This window comes from Methylobacter sp. Wu8 (assembly GCF_036440755.1).
In the GTDB taxonomy this organism is placed as follows: domain Bacteria; phylum Pseudomonadota; class Gammaproteobacteria; order Methylococcales; family Methylomonadaceae; genus Methylobacter_A; species Methylobacter_A tundripaludum_A.
The window spans coordinates 68,557-85,076 of the sequence record NZ_JAZGVT010000064.1; the positions used below are offsets into that span (position 1 = coordinate 68,557).

Annotated in this window: 15 protein-coding genes and 1 tRNA gene; all 16 read right to left on the bottom strand. The window is 51.2% G+C overall.

Annotated features, from left to right (window positions below; translation table 11 throughout):
• Positions 1-9: 9 nt before the first annotated feature.
• The 16 genes from glpK to recA all read right to left on the bottom strand — a co-directional run bounded on the left by glpK (position 10) and on the right by recA (position 16,324).
• The gene (gene glpK, locus V3O24_RS10550) at positions 10-1,494 is read right to left on the bottom strand and encodes a glycerol kinase GlpK (RefSeq protein ID WP_331307209.1); all 1,485 of its coding nucleotides are present in this window, start codon (positions 1,492-1,494) and stop codon (positions 10-12) included.
• Positions 1,495-1,533: 39 nt separating this feature from the next.
• Positions 1,534-2,064 (bottom strand): flavin reductase family protein, encoded by a 531-nt coding sequence (locus V3O24_RS10555; RefSeq protein ID WP_331307210.1) that lies wholly within the window; start codon positions 2,062-2,064, stop codon positions 1,534-1,536.
• 85 nt (positions 2,065-2,149) lie between these two features.
• Complete coding sequence (locus V3O24_RS10560) at positions 2,150-3,697, bottom strand: AarF/UbiB family protein (protein WP_331307211.1); 1,548 nt, start codon at positions 3,695-3,697, stop codon at positions 2,150-2,152.
• A gap of 179 nt (positions 3,698-3,876) precedes the next feature.
• The gene (locus V3O24_RS10565) at positions 3,877-4,149 is read right to left on the bottom strand and encodes a DUF2442 domain-containing protein (protein ID WP_104425393.1); all 273 of its coding nucleotides are present in this window, start codon (positions 4,147-4,149) and stop codon (positions 3,877-3,879) included.
• Positions 4,130-4,366, bottom strand: a complete 237-nt coding sequence (locus tag V3O24_RS10570; RefSeq protein WP_104425394.1) for a DUF4160 domain-containing protein — start codon at positions 4,364-4,366, stop codon at positions 4,130-4,132. Before V3O24_RS10570 ends, V3O24_RS10565 begins: the two co-directional genes overlap by 20 nt.
• Positions 4,367-4,564: 198 nt before the next feature.
• Entirely contained in the window at positions 4,565-5,854 is a 1,290-nt protein-coding gene (gene mtaB, locus V3O24_RS10575) for a tRNA (N(6)-L-threonylcarbamoyladenosine(37)-C(2))-methylthiotransferase MtaB (RefSeq protein ID WP_331307212.1), read from the bottom strand.
• 122 nt (positions 5,855-5,976) lie between these two features.
• The gene (locus V3O24_RS10580; protein ID WP_331307213.1) at positions 5,977-7,206 is read right to left on the bottom strand and encodes a nucleoside recognition domain-containing protein; all 1,230 of its coding nucleotides are present in this window, start codon (positions 7,204-7,206) and stop codon (positions 5,977-5,979) included.
• Between the two features lie 144 nt (positions 7,207-7,350).
• Positions 7,351-8,085, bottom strand: a complete 735-nt coding sequence (locus V3O24_RS10585) for a type III pantothenate kinase (RefSeq protein ID WP_331307214.1) — start codon at positions 8,083-8,085, stop codon at positions 7,351-7,353.
• The gene (birA, locus tag V3O24_RS10590) at positions 8,082-9,080 is read right to left on the bottom strand and encodes a bifunctional biotin--[acetyl-CoA-carboxylase] ligase/biotin operon repressor BirA (RefSeq protein ID WP_104425398.1); all 999 of its coding nucleotides are present in this window, start codon (positions 9,078-9,080) and stop codon (positions 8,082-8,084) included. The genes V3O24_RS10585 and birA overlap by 4 nt, the downstream gene beginning before the upstream one ends.
• Positions 9,081-9,087: 7 nt before the next feature.
• Positions 9,088-9,696, bottom strand: coding sequence for a PilZ domain-containing protein (locus tag V3O24_RS10595; RefSeq protein ID WP_104425399.1), 609 nt, complete (start codon positions 9,694-9,696; stop codon positions 9,088-9,090).
• A gap of 341 nt (positions 9,697-10,037) precedes the next feature.
• Positions 10,038-10,128 (bottom strand) — tRNA-Ser (locus V3O24_RS10600).
• A gap of 176 nt (positions 10,129-10,304) precedes the next feature.
• Positions 10,305-10,505 carry a carbon storage regulator CsrA gene (gene csrA / locus V3O24_RS10605; RefSeq protein WP_104425400.1) on the bottom strand — a complete coding sequence of 67 codons (201 nt, stop codon included), beginning with the start codon at positions 10,503-10,505 and terminating at the stop codon, positions 10,305-10,307.
• A gap of 92 nt (positions 10,506-10,597) precedes the next feature.
• Complete coding sequence (locus V3O24_RS10610) at positions 10,598-11,824, bottom strand: aspartate kinase (protein WP_331307215.1); 1,227 nt, start codon at positions 11,822-11,824, stop codon at positions 10,598-10,600.
• A 14-nt stretch (positions 11,825-11,838) separates the two neighbouring features.
• On the bottom strand, positions 11,839-14,451 hold the full coding sequence (alaS, locus tag V3O24_RS10615; RefSeq protein ID WP_331307216.1) for an alanine--tRNA ligase: 2,613 nt from the start codon (positions 14,449-14,451) through the stop codon (positions 11,839-11,841).
• A 235-nt stretch (positions 14,452-14,686) separates the two neighbouring features.
• Positions 14,687-15,148 (bottom strand): regulatory protein RecX, encoded by a 462-nt coding sequence (locus V3O24_RS10620; protein ID WP_104425402.1) that lies wholly within the window; start codon positions 15,146-15,148, stop codon positions 14,687-14,689.
• A gap of 135 nt (positions 15,149-15,283) precedes the next feature.
• Positions 15,284-16,324, bottom strand: a complete 1,041-nt coding sequence (gene recA, locus V3O24_RS10625) for a recombinase RecA (protein ID WP_104425403.1) — start codon at positions 16,322-16,324, stop codon at positions 15,284-15,286.
• Positions 16,325-16,520 lie beyond the last annotated feature (196 nt).

Genomic DNA, 16,520 nt, shown 5'->3' on the forward strand with positions numbered 1-16,520 from the left:
CCGATAGCCTTATTCAGTCCAATTTTTCGCTCTTTGCACGGCTTTAAGCCAATAGTGTTTTAACGATTTAACGTCCTGCGGCGGCATTTGCGGGTGAAACGCCCGGTCTGTCCGCCATTTCCGGTTAAGCTCGTCGACAGTCCATAATCCGATGGCGATGCCGGCCAGATACGCCGCGCCCAAGGCCGTGGTTTCAAGATTCGCAGGCCGGACGACTTCAACAGACGATATGTCGGCCTGGAATTGCGTCAGCCTATTGTTGACCGCCGCGCCGCCATCGATTCTCAACTGGGTAATCGGACTGCCGCTTTCGGCAGAAAGCAGCTGCAATACCTCATCGACCTGAAAACAAATACTCTCCAGCGCCGCACGGGCAAGGTGCGCCGAGCTTGTGCCGCGCGTAATGCCGAAGATCGCACCGCGCGCATGCGGGTCCCAGTGCGGCGCGCCAAGGCCGGTGAGTGCAGGCACGAAATACACCCCGCCATTGTCGTCTACGCTACCGGCAAGCCGTTCGCTATCCGCGGCATTCGGGAACAACTGCAAGCCGTCGCGCAGCCATTGAATGACCGCGCCGCCGACAAACACGCCGCCTTCAAGCGCATAATGGATTTGATCGCCGATTTGCCATGCAATCGTGGTTAACAGGCCATGACTCGATGCGACTCTTTGCAACCCGGTATTCATCATCAAAAACGAGCCGGTGCCGTAAGTGCATTTAGCCATACCCGCGTTGATGCACAGCTGGCCGAACAACCCCGCCTGCTGGTCCCCGGCAATCGCGGCGATAGGAATCCCCGCCCCTATTTCCTGGTTGCGCGTTTGCCCATAAACCTCGCTGGACGATTTGGCGGTCGGCAGCAACGATGCGGGTATGCCGAACAGCGCCAGCAATTCATCGTCCCACTGCATCGTATCGATGTTGAACAATAAGGTTCGGGCGGCATTGGACACATCGGTGATATGCAGCTCGCCGTCGGTCAGCTTCCAGACCAGCCATGAATCTATCGTCCCGAACGCCAATTCCCCGCGTTCGGCTTGCGCTCGCGCGCCCTCGACATGATCCAGCAACCAGCGGATTTTGGTCGCCGAAAAATAAGCATCAAGCAGCAGGCCGGTTTTAGCCTTAACCATCGCTTCCGCTCCGACCTGTTTTAGCCCGATACAGTCATCAGCCGTGCGCCTGTCCTGCCATACGATCGCGTTGTAAATCGGCTTGCCGGTTCGGCGCTCCCAGATGACCGTAGTCTCGCGCTGATTGGTGATGCCGATTCCGGCAATATCGGCCGGGGCCAGTTGCGCGTCCCGCAGCACTTGCCGAAAAACCTCGGATTGCGACGCCCATATTTCTTCGGCGTCGTGCTCGACCCAACCGGGCTGCGGAAAATGTTGCGTGAACGTCTGCTGCGCCATCGCAACGGGATTAGCCTGCCGGTCATAAAGAACGCAACGCGAACTGCTGGTGCCCTGGTCTATCGCTAAAATATAGCTCATCGTTTTCACCTTGATGGAGACGGAATTCCGCAGCCGCACTTACCGCATCTTCGAGTCCAGCGTGATCATTTCGCCATCCACAACAAAGCGGCCATAGCCGTGATGATGAATGGTTTTCGGATTAATTTGCGCCGGATCGATCCAGGCTTTAACCACCTCAAGCACGAACAGATTGTATTTGTTCACCAGATCGGTATCGGTCACTTTGCATTCGAGATTGGCGAAACATTCAGCGATCAACGGCGCCGCCACCCGCTGAGCCGGCAGCGGCGTCAACGCAAATGCATCAAACTTGTCAATTTTACTGCCCGAGGAATTGCCGACCTGAACGACAAGGGTCGCCAACTCTACCGCCGGCACCGCAATCACGCATTCCCCGGTTGCCCGCAACGCCGCAAAACTGTAATCGTTGCCGCTGACCACGCAGGCAACCAGCGGCGGCTCAAACTCCACCATCATATGCCAGGACATGGTCATCACGTTGGCCCGCCCCTTGTCGGCAGTGGTCAGCAAAACGACCGGCCCCGGCTCCAGCAATTGATAGACTTTCGACAACGGAAGCTCTTGCATAATCACTCCTGCTTTTAGGTTAAATGTCTTTCTTTCATAATAACTGAGCCGGAAAAGTTTACCCTAAAGATATTTGTCGGCGTTCTTACTCCAACCAAACCTTGTACGTTTTTCCGCCATCGTCGAAAACAAACAGCTGCCGTGGAATAATGCCGTTGGCGCGGATAGAATCGGCCAACTGTTTGAGGTCGATTTTTCCCGAAGCGTTGATGCGCTCCAATACGTCCTCGGGGATCAGATGCTCCAAATCCAGCACCGCTTCGGCGGGCATAGCCACCGAAACGCGCTGCTCACCGTCTTCGGTAACGCGCACGCAAAGTTTGGTTGCCTGTTGGTCAAAGCCCAGCGCCGTAGTTGTCGGCAGCTCAACAGCAGGCAGTTGATAAGCCATTGCCTGCGCAATCAAGTCCCTGCCTACCGCTTGTTGCAGCAGCGGCCACCAGACCAGGTTGACATCCAGCTGTTGTAATTGCTGGATTAGGCCCTGAAAGGCGCGCATCAGCAGGAACAAGTCCGAAGGCCCGGCCGACCTGAACCACCAGCGGTAATCGCCGAGCAGATCGTTAACTCCCTGCCCTAGCTGCCATTGCTCGGGATTAAACGGATGGTTTAATAAAAAAGGCCGGAATAAAATCTGACATAAGGCAGGCAGAGAACCGCCGATATAGCTGAGTTTTTTACTGTCGAAACCCAGCGCCGCAAAGCAGTCCAGCGGTTTGGTCGGGTTGCGTTCGCGGCAACCGACGATCAACTTAAGCAGCGCCAGCCTGCGTTGTTCGACGATGGTAATCGTGCAGCCGTAATCCAGCAATGTGACTAACGCTTGACCGTTTGGGTCATGACTGTAAAAAACATTGCCCGGATGCGGATCGCCATGCACTTCGCCTGCAACAAACAGGCTTTTAAACAGCGTGGTCACCAGCGTTTGGCCGATAGCAAGACGGTCCCGTTCCGGCCATTTAGCCGCCTTGTCGATCAAAACGCCTTCCGCCCTGCTTTGCACCAGAACGCGTTCACGGCATAAATCCATATACACCGTGGGAACCTGCAATCCCGGCACTTGTACAGCCCGGCCGAAATAATCCTGCCTTTGGGCTTCCGAGCGGTAATCAAGCTCGCGCTGCATGTTGTCGCGCAGGCTTCTTTTATAAGCGTCAAGATCGAAACCCCAGCGGTTGACCGGCCCCACGCCGGGCATCAAGCCGACCAGGCGCAGTTCGGCATCGACCGCATCGCTAATATCGGGATAGCGGATTTTGACCGCCACCTTGTCTCCGTTTTTAAGTTCGGCAAGATGCACTTGCCCTAATGAAGCCGCAGCGATAGCCGGGGCGATCGAGCGGAAAACGCTTTTGACTTTTTGCCCTAGCTCTTTTTCAAGCAGCGGGATCATGGCTTTTAGCGGTAAAGGCTCTATGCCTTCGACGAGCTCCTGAAAGGGCGTCGCGCCATCGGTACCGGCAAACAACTGGCCGACTTTCATGGTGATCCCGCGCGCATCGGCAAACAACCCGGCCAGCGCGCGTTTGGCGAGCAGGCGTTCAGTCTCGTTCTGGGTGCGTTGCAGTTTTTTGGCCGCCAGCCCGATGCGGAAAAAATGCAGGGCGCGTTTTGCTGTGTTGAGGATAGTCACATTAGTTGGTTTTTGCGGTTTTTATAATGTAGGCTTGTAAATATGTAGATCGGGAAACAGCTTTTCGTTGCCCGACATTTCATAGTCGGTGGTTGAATGGACGGGAGCAAAGTCGAAATCGGCAACGGTGCTTAACCACTAAAATGTCGGGCATAAAAAGAGCAGCCCGACATACGCAATTAAGCAGCCCGGCTAGGCAAAGGCAATTGAAATCTTCCGGCCATGACACCGGCGACTGTTAAGTCTTCATCCAGCTCCTCCCATCTTAAGGCATAGCCGTCGACTTCAATCTGAACTTGCTGAAGCTGGTTTTCAGAGGCTTGGCTGAGAATCCGATAACGATCGGCGGGAAAACCGATAATACGTCCATCGGTTAATTCCAGATAAATCATTCTTTTTTCAGCCCAAGCCTTAATAGCAACAGGCTCTATTTCAATGTCCGTGGTATTCATAATATTTTTCAATTAAGGTTTGTTGATGTTCAAAAACAAGTCGTTCGATTTCTCGTAAATCAGGAGGAGATACGCCTCGATTACGAGCCAAAGCCACAGGATCTAGCCAAAACTTGCATTCATTACCCGCATTACGCACATGAATATGGGGCGGCTCAGAGCCTTCATCAGAGTAAAAATGAAAGCGTAAACTGCCAATTCTTAAAATTGTTGGCATAAGCTTGACAACAGCGCTGATTTAAGTATTTGATTCTGGAAAAGTATAAGGCTAAATTCATGCTTTTAAAATAAACTCTACAGAAAATGGCCTACAGCCAATCCGGGGTTGGCTGCTTTCATAGTCTCTGGAGCTTGGGAATACTGTTTTCTTCGTGTCTTTCCCGGTGAAATTTTTTTAGTTATTGCGTAACATCAATTACTCCACTAACTCCCCCAAAACACAACTCTCATCAACTGCGGTTATCACGCAGTTAAGCGTCCGGTTCTCTACCGACACATCGTTGCCGATCACGCAGCCGACCTTAAGGTAATTCGGCGTATAACCGAACACCCGTTGTTTGTTATCGGCCAACGCTTCGCTGTAGCCTTCCCATAATACCGGGAATTCATTGCCTACATTATCCGTGAAAAACTTCAGTTTCATTTCATCAGCCAACTCATGCAGCTGCCTGCTGCGCTGTTTTTTGATTTCATTGTTCAACTGATCCGGCAGGCTTGCGGCTTTGGTTCCTGCGCGGCTGGAATAGGTGAAGATATGAATATGGCCGAAGCCGATCTGCTTGATGAAGTTGAAGCTGTCCTGCCATTCCTGCTCGGTCTCGCCGGGAAAGCCAACGATAATATCGGTAGTGATATTAAAGTGCGGGATTTGCGCGCGCAATTGCTTGACGATGGCGGCGAATTCCTCGGTTTTGCAGCGTCTCGCCATACGGCGCAATACGGTGTCCGAGCCGCTTTGCAGGGGCAGATGCAAATGCGGCATCAGGCGCGGATTATCGAACAGCTCGAAAAAATCGTCCGGCAATTCCCACGGTTCCAGTGAGCCTAATCTGAGCCTCGGAATGTCGGTTTCGGCCAGGATGGCTTTGATTAGATCGGACAGGTTGTTGCCCAGATCGCTGCCGTAGCCGCCCAAATGCACGCCGGTCAAAATGACTTCGGTGATGCCTTGTTGGTGCAGCGCATTGATTTCGTCGATGACCGACTGTACGGGACGGCTGCGCTCGATGCCGCGCGCGACGGTCACGATGCAGAATGTGCAGCGGTAGCGGCAGCCGTCCTGCACTTTGACGAAAGCGCGCTGCCTGCCGCGGGTGAACAGCGATATTTCCCCCGGTTCGGTGGACAGGACGGGCATGCTGTCCATGTTCAGTTCGGCCAGGGTTTTTTCTACCAGTTGATCCTTATCCTTGTTGCTGACGATCAAGTCGACGCCCAGTAAAGACGCGGCCTCATCTTCATTCAAGGTCGCGTAACAGCCGCTGACGACCAGCTTGGCTTGCGGGTTATCCCGGTGTATGCGGCGTATCAGTTGGCGCGATTTTCTGGCCGCATCCTGGGTCACCGCGCAGGAATTAATCACAATCAGATTGGCGGCTTCGGCCTGTCTGGTAATTTGATGGCCGGATTTTTGAAAAGCCTGCGCCCAGGTTTCCAGTTCGGCTTCGTTAAGGCGGCAGCCGAGTGTTTTAAGGTGAACTTTCATTGAGCAATAATGATAAAAATTAGAATACAGATGGCGAGGATCAAACCGAGCTTTTTCATAAAAATTTTATAGGCGCAAGGCGAAAGACAAAGGGCGAAGGATGGTTCATTAGCCTTTAGCCTTTAGCCAAAAAACCAGTAGGCGACAAATATGGACGCAACAATGCCCGCAAAGTCGGCTATTATCCCACAGGCGGCGGCATGGCGAATATGTTTGATGCCGACCGAACCGAAGTAAATCGCCAGCACATAAAAAGTGGTTTCGGTACTGCCCTGCACGATGGCCGACAGACGTCCGGCAAACGAATCCGCACCCAGAGTCTTCATGGTATCGATCATCATCGCCCTGGCTCCGCTGCCGCTGAACGGCTTGATTAATGCGGTGGGCAGCGCATCGACAAAACGGTCGTCGAGCATGAAGTAATGCACTGCGGCTCGCGCCAGATCGGCCAGCAAATCCAACGCGCCGCTGGCCCTGAACACACCGATCGCAACCAGCATCGCGACCAAATAAGGGATGATGCCGACAGCGGTCTGAAAACCTTCTTTGGCACCCTCTATGAATGCGTCGTAGGCGTTAATCTCCTTGTTGATAGCGCCGAGAATAAAAGTAATGACCAGCGAGAACAGGATGAAGTTGCTGATAAGCGCGGATTGTTCCAGCATTTGCTGTTGCGGCAGGCGTGAAAAATACGCCAGCAGGCCGCCGACCACCACCGTAAAGCCGCCCAGGTAAGCCATGATCACTTTATCCAGCAGGTTGATTTTTTGCACGAAGGCGACCGCAAGTAATCCCGCCAAGGTGGACATATACGTGGCTATCAGGATCGGGATGAATACGTCGGTCGGATTGGCCGCCCCCAACTGGGCGCGGTAGGTGAAAATCGTGACCGGAAAAAGCGTAACGCTTGAGGTGTTGATGACCAGAAACAGGATTTGCGCATTGCTGGCGGTTTCGGGATTAGGGTTGAGGGTTTGAAGTTCCTGCATCGCCTTGATGCCCAACGGCGTTGCGGCATTATCCAGTCCCAGCGCATTGGCGGAAATATTCATCACGATAGCGCCCAAAGCGGGATGGCCTTTGGGCACATCGGGCATTAGCCGGCTGAATAACGGCGTCAGGCCTTCGGTTAATAACTGGATAAAACCGCTCTTTTCGCCGATGCGCATGATCCCCAGCCATAAAGTCAGCACGCCGGTCAGGCCCAAGGCTATTTCAAAAGCGGATTTCGATAACGCAAACATGGCTTCCATGATTTGCGCAAAAACCTGCTGGTCGCCCAGGAGAACCAGTTTGAACAGCGCGGTGCAAAAAGCGATGAGGAAAAAGCTTATCCAGATGATGTTTAACACGATGGTCGAATAAGTTAAGTATGCGGAATAATTAAGGAATGTTTACCACAAGCACGAAGGATGCGAAGTTTTATAGTTGCGCTGACTCACCAAACTCCCGGTTCGGAATCTCAAAAAACGGGAAACATCACCACGTTAGCCACTTCATGTGCGTCCTTCCAGAACACACAACAAGCCGCGCAGCACCAAATCCTTATCAACGATAGAGGGAGCAACGTTAAGCTGTCCGGCGATAAGTTCGGCATCGCCGCCAGTCAGAATCAGTTGCAAATTTGCGGGCTGTTTTGACATGACATGCTCGATCAATCCAACGGCAGCGGCCAAGGTACCGCTGTAGATTGCGGCCTCGGTGGAATTGGCCGGTTCGAATAGATAATTCGTATCGTCAAATTTCAGCGCCGCGGTTCCCTGAACCAGGGCGTTTTTCATCAACGTCAGGCCGGGGCTGATCATGCCGCCTTGATGCCTGCCTTCCGCATTGATTAAATCCACGGTAATAGCGGTTCCACAGTCGACTATACAGGCCGGACAGTGATATTTCTGCCAAACCGCAACCAAAGACAACCAGCGGTCGACGCCAAGCTTTTCGGGTTGTTGGTAAGCGTTAATCACGCCGAACGCCTGCGCTTGAGATTTCACCAGGATAACATCTATATCCAGCCAAAGATCACGCGCTACCGATTGAACCAGTTCGAGCAAATGGCCTGCACCGACGCAGGAAACTGCAATCCGCCGGGGACGGTAAATGCCTTTCCAGAGTTTAATAAGCGCCTGCCGATCGACCCGGTCATTAGCCAAAGGCGGGCCCGCCATGATTTGACCGGCCATTGTCATCGCCCACTTTAGCCGAGAATTGCCCATGTCGATCAACAAATTCATTGCAACGCCGAACCGCTAAAACTGACTTCGCCGGAAGCAAACGTCTGTACGCTGCCATCGGGGCGCTCGATCAATAACATGCCGTTATCGTCGATACCCTGCACGATGCCTTCAAATTGTTGCTGTCCGATAAACAAGGTAGCGGGTTTGCCGGTTAGGCAATCATAGCTGCGCCATTCATCGAGATGGGCTTGAATGCCGACACCTTCATATTCTGCAATAACCGGCAGCAGATGGTTCAACAAGGTGCCTGCCAATTTATTCCTGAACAGCCGGGTTTGTCCGGTGATCTTGCTAAGATCGGTCCAGGCTTGAGTAATACTTTGGGCCTCCATTTCAGGTACAAACAAATTTAAGCCCAGACCGATAACCGCGCTGCACGGGCCGCCAGTCTCACCCGAGACCTCAACCAGAATACCGCCCAGTTTTTTGCCCTGGCTGTAAATGTCATTAGGCCATTTAAGGCCAATGTCATCTATTTGATGCTGTTTTAACGCCCTGATCACCGCCACGCCGATAGCCAGGCTTAAACCTGAAATAGCGGCAGGCCCTTGTTGAAAGCGCCAGAGTATCGACAGGTAGATATTGCTGCCGTAAGGCGAAACCCATTGCCTCCCACGCCTGCCTTTGCCTGCCGTTTGGTGCTCGGCAAAGCACACGGCCCCTGAAAGGGCATTATGTTGCGAGCGCTCCACTAAATAACGGTTGGTGGAATCGATTTGATCGTGAATTTCGAGCGATGAAATTAATGCGCCGGCCCGGTCGTCAACAGCTTCATTGATTTCCGACGCCGCCAACAACTCCAGCGCGTTGTCCAAACGGTAACCTTTACCGCTGACCGCCGAGTGTTGCAAGCCAAAATCGCTTAAGCCGCTCAGCTGTTTCCAGACTGCCGAACGGCTGATTCCAAGTTCGGCCGCCAATTCAGTGCCGGAATGAAACTCGCCGTCAGCCAGCAAACTAAGGATTTTTTTTTGTTTATCTGAAATATTCACAAATCACTTAAGATTTATTGCCGGCCTGTTTTTTATCCCTGATCTGGTGCAATTGCTTTTTGACCACGTATTTAATCAGCATTTCCCTGTCCTCATCTTTCATATTGATGAAATTAACGCCAATAAAATGAGGATGCTGACTATCGTCTGATTCGCTTTTTCTGCAATAAACAACCCTGCCGTAGGTCACGATGACCGCCATGCTGGATACCAGCAGCATCTTGATTTCCAGGTAATCGCCTTCTTCGAGCCGTTCTTCGCAATTAAAAGCCATGCCCGTCGCACTGATGTTAACGTTGCAGGTCTCATTCTCCTTGAATTGAAAGCCCTGCATCATGACAGCCTGGGCAAGAAGCTCGATTTTTGTGTCAATTATCCTTAAGTAATCCGCCACATCCGGTTCGTTTTTTTCCAGCCTGTGCAGTAGCACTGCCGATTCCTGCGATACCGCGGCAAGCGCTGTAGACAATGAACAACTGTTCAAAACATTTTCCGAAAGATGATGCGGTTCGATCACCAATTTTTCATCTATTTTTTTGTAAAACAGATTAACTTCATCATCAATTCGGAAAAAACGTCTTCGATCTTCAGTTTGGGTCATATTGATCTTATCCATAATCTAAACCTCTAAAATTTCTATTGCCATGATTTAGGATCCATCTCAATACGGCTTTTCTCCGGTCCAAGTCTGGAAAAGGCTTGTTTTTTAATAACTTTGATATATCGCCGCCTCCTTTCCCGCAGTTTGTCTGATTATAATTCAAACAACAATAAACTTCATAAAAGTGGCGAAGCATTCCAATCGGACGGAGTGAGTACTAGGATGTGGATACGGTTACCGCAACGGGTATCTAGCGATGTATTTTTGAAGCCATCCGCAGCTATGGATTGCTCAAAATACACAGGAGGATATGTTTGAAACTTTAAGCCTTATTTAAAAAGGCCCTATGCGTAAGATGGCGGAGAGTGAGGGATTCGAACCCTCGATGCGCTTTTGGCACATACTCCCTTAGCAGGGGAGCGCCTTCGGCCTCTCGGCCAACTCTCCAAATACATGATTATCTCTTTAAGCTACAACCCTGTGCCAAAAGACATTTTAAGAGCTTGACTCTCAAAAAACAAACATAAATCCTTTTCTCTAAAACTACGGTACAAAAACTGAATTATTACTGTACCTAGTACTGTTGAGCACCTAGAGTGCTCATCGAAATCGCTGCTACGATTTTACTCTTCAGATCCGGTCAATCCTGTCGACCCGTTCTGTTCTTTCTTGATCCTTTCATAGATCTCTTCCCTGTGAACAGAAACTTCTTTTGGTGCGTTAACACCTATGCGAACCTGATTTCCTTTGACTCCAAGAACGGTGACAGTCACTTCATCACCAATCATCAAAGTCTCCCCTACCCGACGAGTCAAGATAAGCATGGCCACTCCCTATATATGTTAAAAACGAACTGTTCTTAAACAGCATCCAACCAAGACGGGCAATTATAGCAGCTTTTTCTTATAAATAAAGTCTAAGATTCAACTTCCTGATCTAATTTAAATGCGGCATGCAGCGCCCTGACTGCAAGCTCCAGATATTTTTCATCAACAACGACCGATATTTTAATCTCGGATGTTGAAATCATTCGAATATTAATACCTTCATCAGCCAATGCCTTAAACATCGTACTGGCAATGCCTGCGTGGGAACGCATGCCCACGCCGACTATCGATACTTTGACGATGCTGTCGTCGCCGGTGACATTCCTGGCTCCGAGCTCGGCACAGGTTTTATCCAGCAAGGTTTTCGCCCGCTGATAATCATTGCGATGCACCGTAAAGGTGAAATCAGTAGTCGCATCGTCGGCTATGTTCTGGATAATCATGTCGATTTCGATATTGGCATCGGCAATCGGCCCCAAAATTTTAAACGCAACACCCGGCAAATCAGGCACGCCGGTTATGGTTAATTTAGCTTCATCCCGATTAAACGCGATTCCTGAAATTAAAGCACTTTCCACTTGAGATTCCTCGTAGGTAATGAGCGTACCCTTACCTTCCTTAAATGATGATAATACGCGTAACGCAACGTTATATTTACCGGCAAATTCCACCGACCTGATCTGCAATACTTTCGAGCCCAGGCTTGCCATTTCCAGCATTTCCTCAAAAGTGATTTTATCCAGCCTGCGGGCTTTCGGCTCCACTCTGGGATCGGTAGTGTAAACACCGTCGACATCGGTATAAATATGACATTCGTCAGCTTTTAAGGCTGCCGCCAACGCCACAGCGGTGGTATCCGAGCCGCCGCGCCCCAGCGTGGTGATATTGCCGTGTTCGTCCACGCCCTGAAAACCGGCCACAACCACGACCTTGCCTTCGCTAAGATGATTTCGAATGCGTGCGTCATCTATCTTGCGTATCCGCGCTTTGGTATGACTGCTGTCGGTCAGGATTTTCACCTGGCTGCCGGTATAAGAGCAGGCATCGCAGCCCAACTCATGCAACGCCATACTTAACAGCGCAACAGTGACTTGCTCGCCGGTTGACAGCAGCACGTCCATTTCCCGCTCGTTAGGGTGTTGCTGCATGTCTTTTGCCAATGCAACCAGACGGTTAGTTTCACCGCTCATCGCGGAAACCACGACGACAATTTGATCGCCCGAATCGTGGGCTTGCTTAACCTTTTCGGCAACTGCTTTAATGCGCTCGACATTTCCTACTGAGGTGCCGCCGAATTTGTATACATATAATGCCATTTAATAAAACCTTCTTATGCGCCTAGTTGCGCCTTTATCCAGTCCGGAACCTGCGCTAATGCGTCAGCCAACCCGGACGGATCATTGCCGCCGGCCTGAGCCATATCGGGCCTGCCGCCGCCTTTTCCGCCGACTTTCGTGGCAACAAAATTCACCAAATCACCGGCTTTTATTTGAGCCATCCGGTCTTTAGTCACCCCGGCAATCAAGCTGACCTTGTCACCGTCGACGACCGCCAACACAATAGCGGCGCAGCCTAATTTATTTTTTAACTGATCGACCATGTCTTTCAGGGATTTGGGATCGACGCCTTCGAGCTTGACCGCCAATACTTTAATGCCGGCTACATCGACAGCCTGAGCCCCCAATTCGTTACCCGCAGAACTGGCAAGCTTCGCATTCAAGCGTTCCAGCTGCTTTTCCAACAGCCGGTTTTTCTCTATCAGCTGTTCGACTTTTTCCGGCGCTTTTTCCGGCGCGCTTTTGACCAACCCGGCAATGCTTGCTAGCGCATGGTCGCGACCGACTATAAAATCAAAGCAACCGCCGCCGGTTACCGCCTCGATACGCCTGACGCCAGCGGCCACGCCGGTTTCGTTAATGATCTTAAAGCAGCCTATATCACCTGCCCGCTCGACATGGGTACCGCCGCAAAGCTCGGTTGAAAATTCGCCGATTTTCAAAACCCGTACTTCGTCGCCGTATTTTTCGCCAAACAAGGCCATCGCCCCGGCTTTAACCGCGTCATCTTTTGCCATGACCTCTGCGCTAACGGGATTATTTGCCCGAATCTGCTCATTAACGATCCGTTCAACGGTGCTGATTTCAAAAGCCGTAACCGGCTCAAAATGAGAAAAGTCAAAGCGCAGCCGCTCAGGATTAACCAGCGAACCTTTCTGCGCGACATGATCGCCCAAAACCTGCCTTAATGCGGCATGCAGCAAATGCGTCGCCGAATGGTTTAGCTCGGTCGCCTTTCTGTCCGCCTCGCTGACTCGGGCATCGCACAACTGGCCGTTGGTCAGGGTTCCGCTAAGCAACTTACCTTTATGCAGGAACAGATTGCCGCCCTGTTTCTGGGTGTCGGTAACTTCAAATACCGCGCCATCGGCTTCGATTTTGCCGCAATCGCCGATCTGGCCGCCGGACTCGGCATAGAACGGCGTTTTGTCCAAAATAACAACGCCTTCTTCGCCATCCTGCAAACTGTCTACCGGTTGACCTTTTTTGAACAGCCCGATGATATGCACTTGGTCTTGAAGATGCTCGTAACCGGTAAATTCGGTTTCGACATCGAGCTTGATGTCCTGATCGTAATCAGCACCAAAACTGCTCGCAGACCGCGCCCTTTCACGCTGGGCTGTCATCGCCATTTCAAATCCGGCATGATCGACAGTCAACTGATGTTCACGGGCAAAATCGGCGGTCAAGTCAACGGGAAAACCATAGGTATCATAAAGCTGGAATACGGTATCGCCAGGAATAACCGAGCCTTCCATCTTGGCGACGCAAGCTTCCAGAATCTTCATGCCTTGTTCCAGAGTCTCGGCAAAACGTTCTTCTTCCTTTTTCAAGACGCGCTCAACCTGGGCCTGCGCGGCCTTAAGTTCAGGGTAAGCCTCGCCCATTTCCTCGGCCAACGGCGCTACCAACTTATAAAAGAACACATCGCGGATACCCAAACGATAGCCGTGCCGAATCGCGCGACGAATGATGCGGCGCACCACATAACCGCGCCCTTCGTTAGACGGCATCACGCCATCGGCGACCAGGAATGCGCAAGAGCGGATATGATCGGCGATCACCCGCAATGAGCTTTGCGTCAAATCGTTAGTACCGGCCAATTCGGCCGCCGCTTTCAACAGTTTTTGGAATAAATCGATTTCGTAATTGCTATGCACGCCCTGCATCACCGCCGCAATACGTTCCAGGCCCATGCCGGTATCGACCGAGGGTTTCGGCAGCGGCGTTAACGAGCCGTCAGCAGAACGGTCATATTGCATGAACACCAAGTTCCAGATTTCGATATAGCGGTCGCCGTCTTCATCCGGCGATCCAGGAGGGCCACCTGCAATGCCCGCGCCGTGATCGTAGAATATTTCGGTACAAGGCCCGCAAGGACCTACATCCCCCATCGACCAGAAATTATCCTTGGCGCCGATTCTGGAGAACCGGTTCCTATCGATGCCGACATCGTCCAGCCAGATTTTTTCCGCTTCCGAATCTTCATCAAAAACGGTGATCCATAATTTTTCCGCCGGGATTTCCAGTTCCTTGGTTAAAAAATCCCAGGCGAAATGGATCGCCTCTTTTTTAAAATAATCGCCGAAACTGAAATTACCCAGCATTTCAAAAAAAGTATGATGCCTTGCGGTATAGCCGACGTTTTCCAGGTCGTTATGCTTGCCGCCCGCCCGGACGCAACGCTGGCTGGTCGCAGCCCTGTTATAGTCGCGGTGATCCCGGCCTAAAAACACATCCTTGAACTGCACCATGCCAGCATTGGTGAACAATAAGGTCGGATCGTTGCCCGGAATCAGCGAGCTTGAAGGCTGCACGGAATGCCCCCGTTCGCGAAAGAATTCCAGAAAAGCGGTGCGCAACTGGGCGCTTGTCATCTTTTTCATAATAAATAAATGCTTTTAAAAAAATCGGGTTGCACTAAGCCCTCTCCAGCGGGAGAGGGTTGGGTGAGGGGAAATCAACACAGGAAAAAACTTATTTCCATCCTCCTCATCCCAGCCTTCTCGGCAACTGCTCCTGCGTTGCTCTACTACCTACATCCATGTAGGCATCCCTGAGGGAGAAGGGGCTTACACTCTTAAGTCAGCAGTATTGCGCGACGTTAAGCCTGTTCAAAACCTAGAAAAATCTAATATTCAACTGATCAAACAACGCATTGATCATTGCGCCGGAAAACCCGCGCTGCAATAGAAACCGGCTGCGTTTCGCCCACTCATTGCGATCCAGCGCAGTGTCATGGGTATATTTTTTGCTGTAAACCTGTTCCAGCAGCGCCATCCAACTGCCAGCTTCTTCCTGCACGATGCTTTCAAGATCGAACGCCGCTATACCGTGTTGTTTAAGTTCATGCCTTACGCGTATAGGCCCGTAGCCTTTCTGGATACGAAACCGGGCATAGCTTTCGGCGTATCTTAGATCGTCCTGCCAGCCTTGCCCGGCCAGTTCGTCAATGACAGGCTGCGCGTCATCCCTGTCAAAACCTCTTAGCGCCAATTTGTTCAGCAACTCCTGCTGACTGTGTTCCCTTCGAGCCAAAAGGCGCAGACAAACTTCCTGAATTTCCTTGGTAGCTTCGTTCACGACAGACTACAAATCATACATTTTTTACTTACACCAGGAAAAGCATTCACCACGAAGAGCACGAAGTTTTCATTTCTTCGTGTCCTTCGTGGTGAATAAAAAACTTATAATCACTTCACGTGCTAAATAAACCGGCTATTCGTCCTCGTCAACAACCGAAGGCACATCAATCAGAGGAGCGACTTTCTTGCCGAAAGCCTCGGCTCTTATTTTCGTTTCGATCTCTTTGGCTTTTTCAGGATGCTCTTTTAAGAAGGCCTTCACGTTATCCTTACCCTGGCCGATTTTCTCGTCGCCGTAACTGTACCAGGAGCCCGATTTCTGGATAAAACCGTAACTTACTCCCAAATCAACCAGCTCGCCCAGAAAGGAAATACCCTCCCCGTATAAAATCTCGAACTCGGCCTGTTTAAACGGCGGAGCGACTTTATTCTTGACGACTTTCACCCGGGTTTCATTACCGATAACTTCTTCGCCCTTTTTAATCGAGCCGATACGGCGAATATCCAGACGGACTGAAGCGTAAAACTTAAGCGCATTACCGCCGGTGGTGGTTTCAGGACTGCCGAACATGACGCCGATTTTCATCCGAATCTGGTTGATAAAAATAACCAGCGTATTGGAACGCTTGATGTTACCGGTCAACTTCCGCAAAGCCTGGGACATCAATCGCGCCTGCAAGCCCATATGGGAGTCGCCCATGTCGCCTTCAATCTCGGCCTTGGGCGTCAACGCCGCAACCGAATCGACCACGACCACATCGACCGCACCGGAACGCACCAGCATGTCGGTAATTTCCAGCGCCTGTTCGCCGGTATCCGGCTGGGACACCAGCAAGTCATCGACATTAACGCCGATTTTTTCCGCATAACTGGGATCTAAAGCGTGCTCGGCATCGACAAACGCCGCCGTGCCGCCGAGTTTTTGCATTTCGGCGATCACTTGCAGTGTCAACGTGGTTTTACCGGATGATTCAGGACCATAAATTTCAATGACGCGGCCGCGTGGCAAACCGCCGCAACCCAAAGCAATATCCAAGCCTAGAGAACCCGTAGAAACCACGTCGATGTCGCGCGAAGCCGCCACATCGCCCATGCGCATGACCGAGCCCTTGCCGAATTGCTTTTCAATCTGCATCAGCGCCGCGCCTAGCGCTTTCTTTTTGTTCTCATCCATTATGTAGTGCCCTTTACGCCCTGCGGCTATGTCGGTTAGAAAGAAATATCGCCAAAATCAAATTATTTATTATCACATACAGACAGGGCTTCGGATAGTGTTGATTTAGCTGAAAGGATTAAGCCCTGCTCTGAAGGTTGCGTATGCTGTTTAGGTCCGGCATTCCCGTATTTCAAATGGCGGTGAATCTCTACTT

Coding starts and splice junctions, on each gene's coding strand:
- alaS (WP_331307216.1), bottom strand. CDS start 14,451: ATGAAAAAGATGACAAGCGCCCAGTTGCGCACCGCTTTTCTGGAATTC.
- V3O24_RS10565 (WP_104425393.1), bottom strand. CDS start 4,149: ATGAATACCACGGACATTGAAATAGAGCCTGTTGCTATTAAGGCTTGG.
- glpK (WP_331307209.1), bottom strand. CDS start 1,494: ATGAGCTATATTTTAGCGATAGACCAGGGCACCAGCAGTTCGCGTTGC.
- mtaB (WP_331307212.1), bottom strand. CDS start 5,854: ATGAAAGTTCACCTTAAAACACTCGGCTGCCGCCTTAACGAAGCCGAA.
- V3O24_RS10595 (WP_104425399.1), bottom strand. CDS start 9,696: ATGGATAAGATCAATATGACCCAAACTGAAGATCGAAGACGTTTTTTC.
- V3O24_RS10570 (WP_104425394.1), bottom strand. CDS start 4,366: ATGCCAACAATTTTAAGAATTGGCAGTTTACGCTTTCATTTTTACTCT.
- V3O24_RS10585 (WP_331307214.1), bottom strand. CDS start 8,085: ATGAATTTGTTGATCGACATGGGCAATTCTCGGCTAAAGTGGGCGATG.
- recA (WP_104425403.1), bottom strand. CDS start 16,324: ATGGATGAGAACAAAAAGAAAGCGCTAGGCGCGGCGCTGATGCAGATT.
- V3O24_RS10610 (WP_331307215.1), bottom strand. CDS start 11,824: ATGGCATTATATGTATACAAATTCGGCGGCACCTCAGTAGGAAATGTC.
- csrA (WP_104425400.1), bottom strand. CDS start 10,505: ATGCTTATCTTGACTCGTCGGGTAGGGGAGACTTTGATGATTGGTGAT.
- V3O24_RS10555 (WP_331307210.1), bottom strand. CDS start 2,064: ATGCAAGAGCTTCCGTTGTCGAAAGTCTATCAATTGCTGGAGCCGGGG.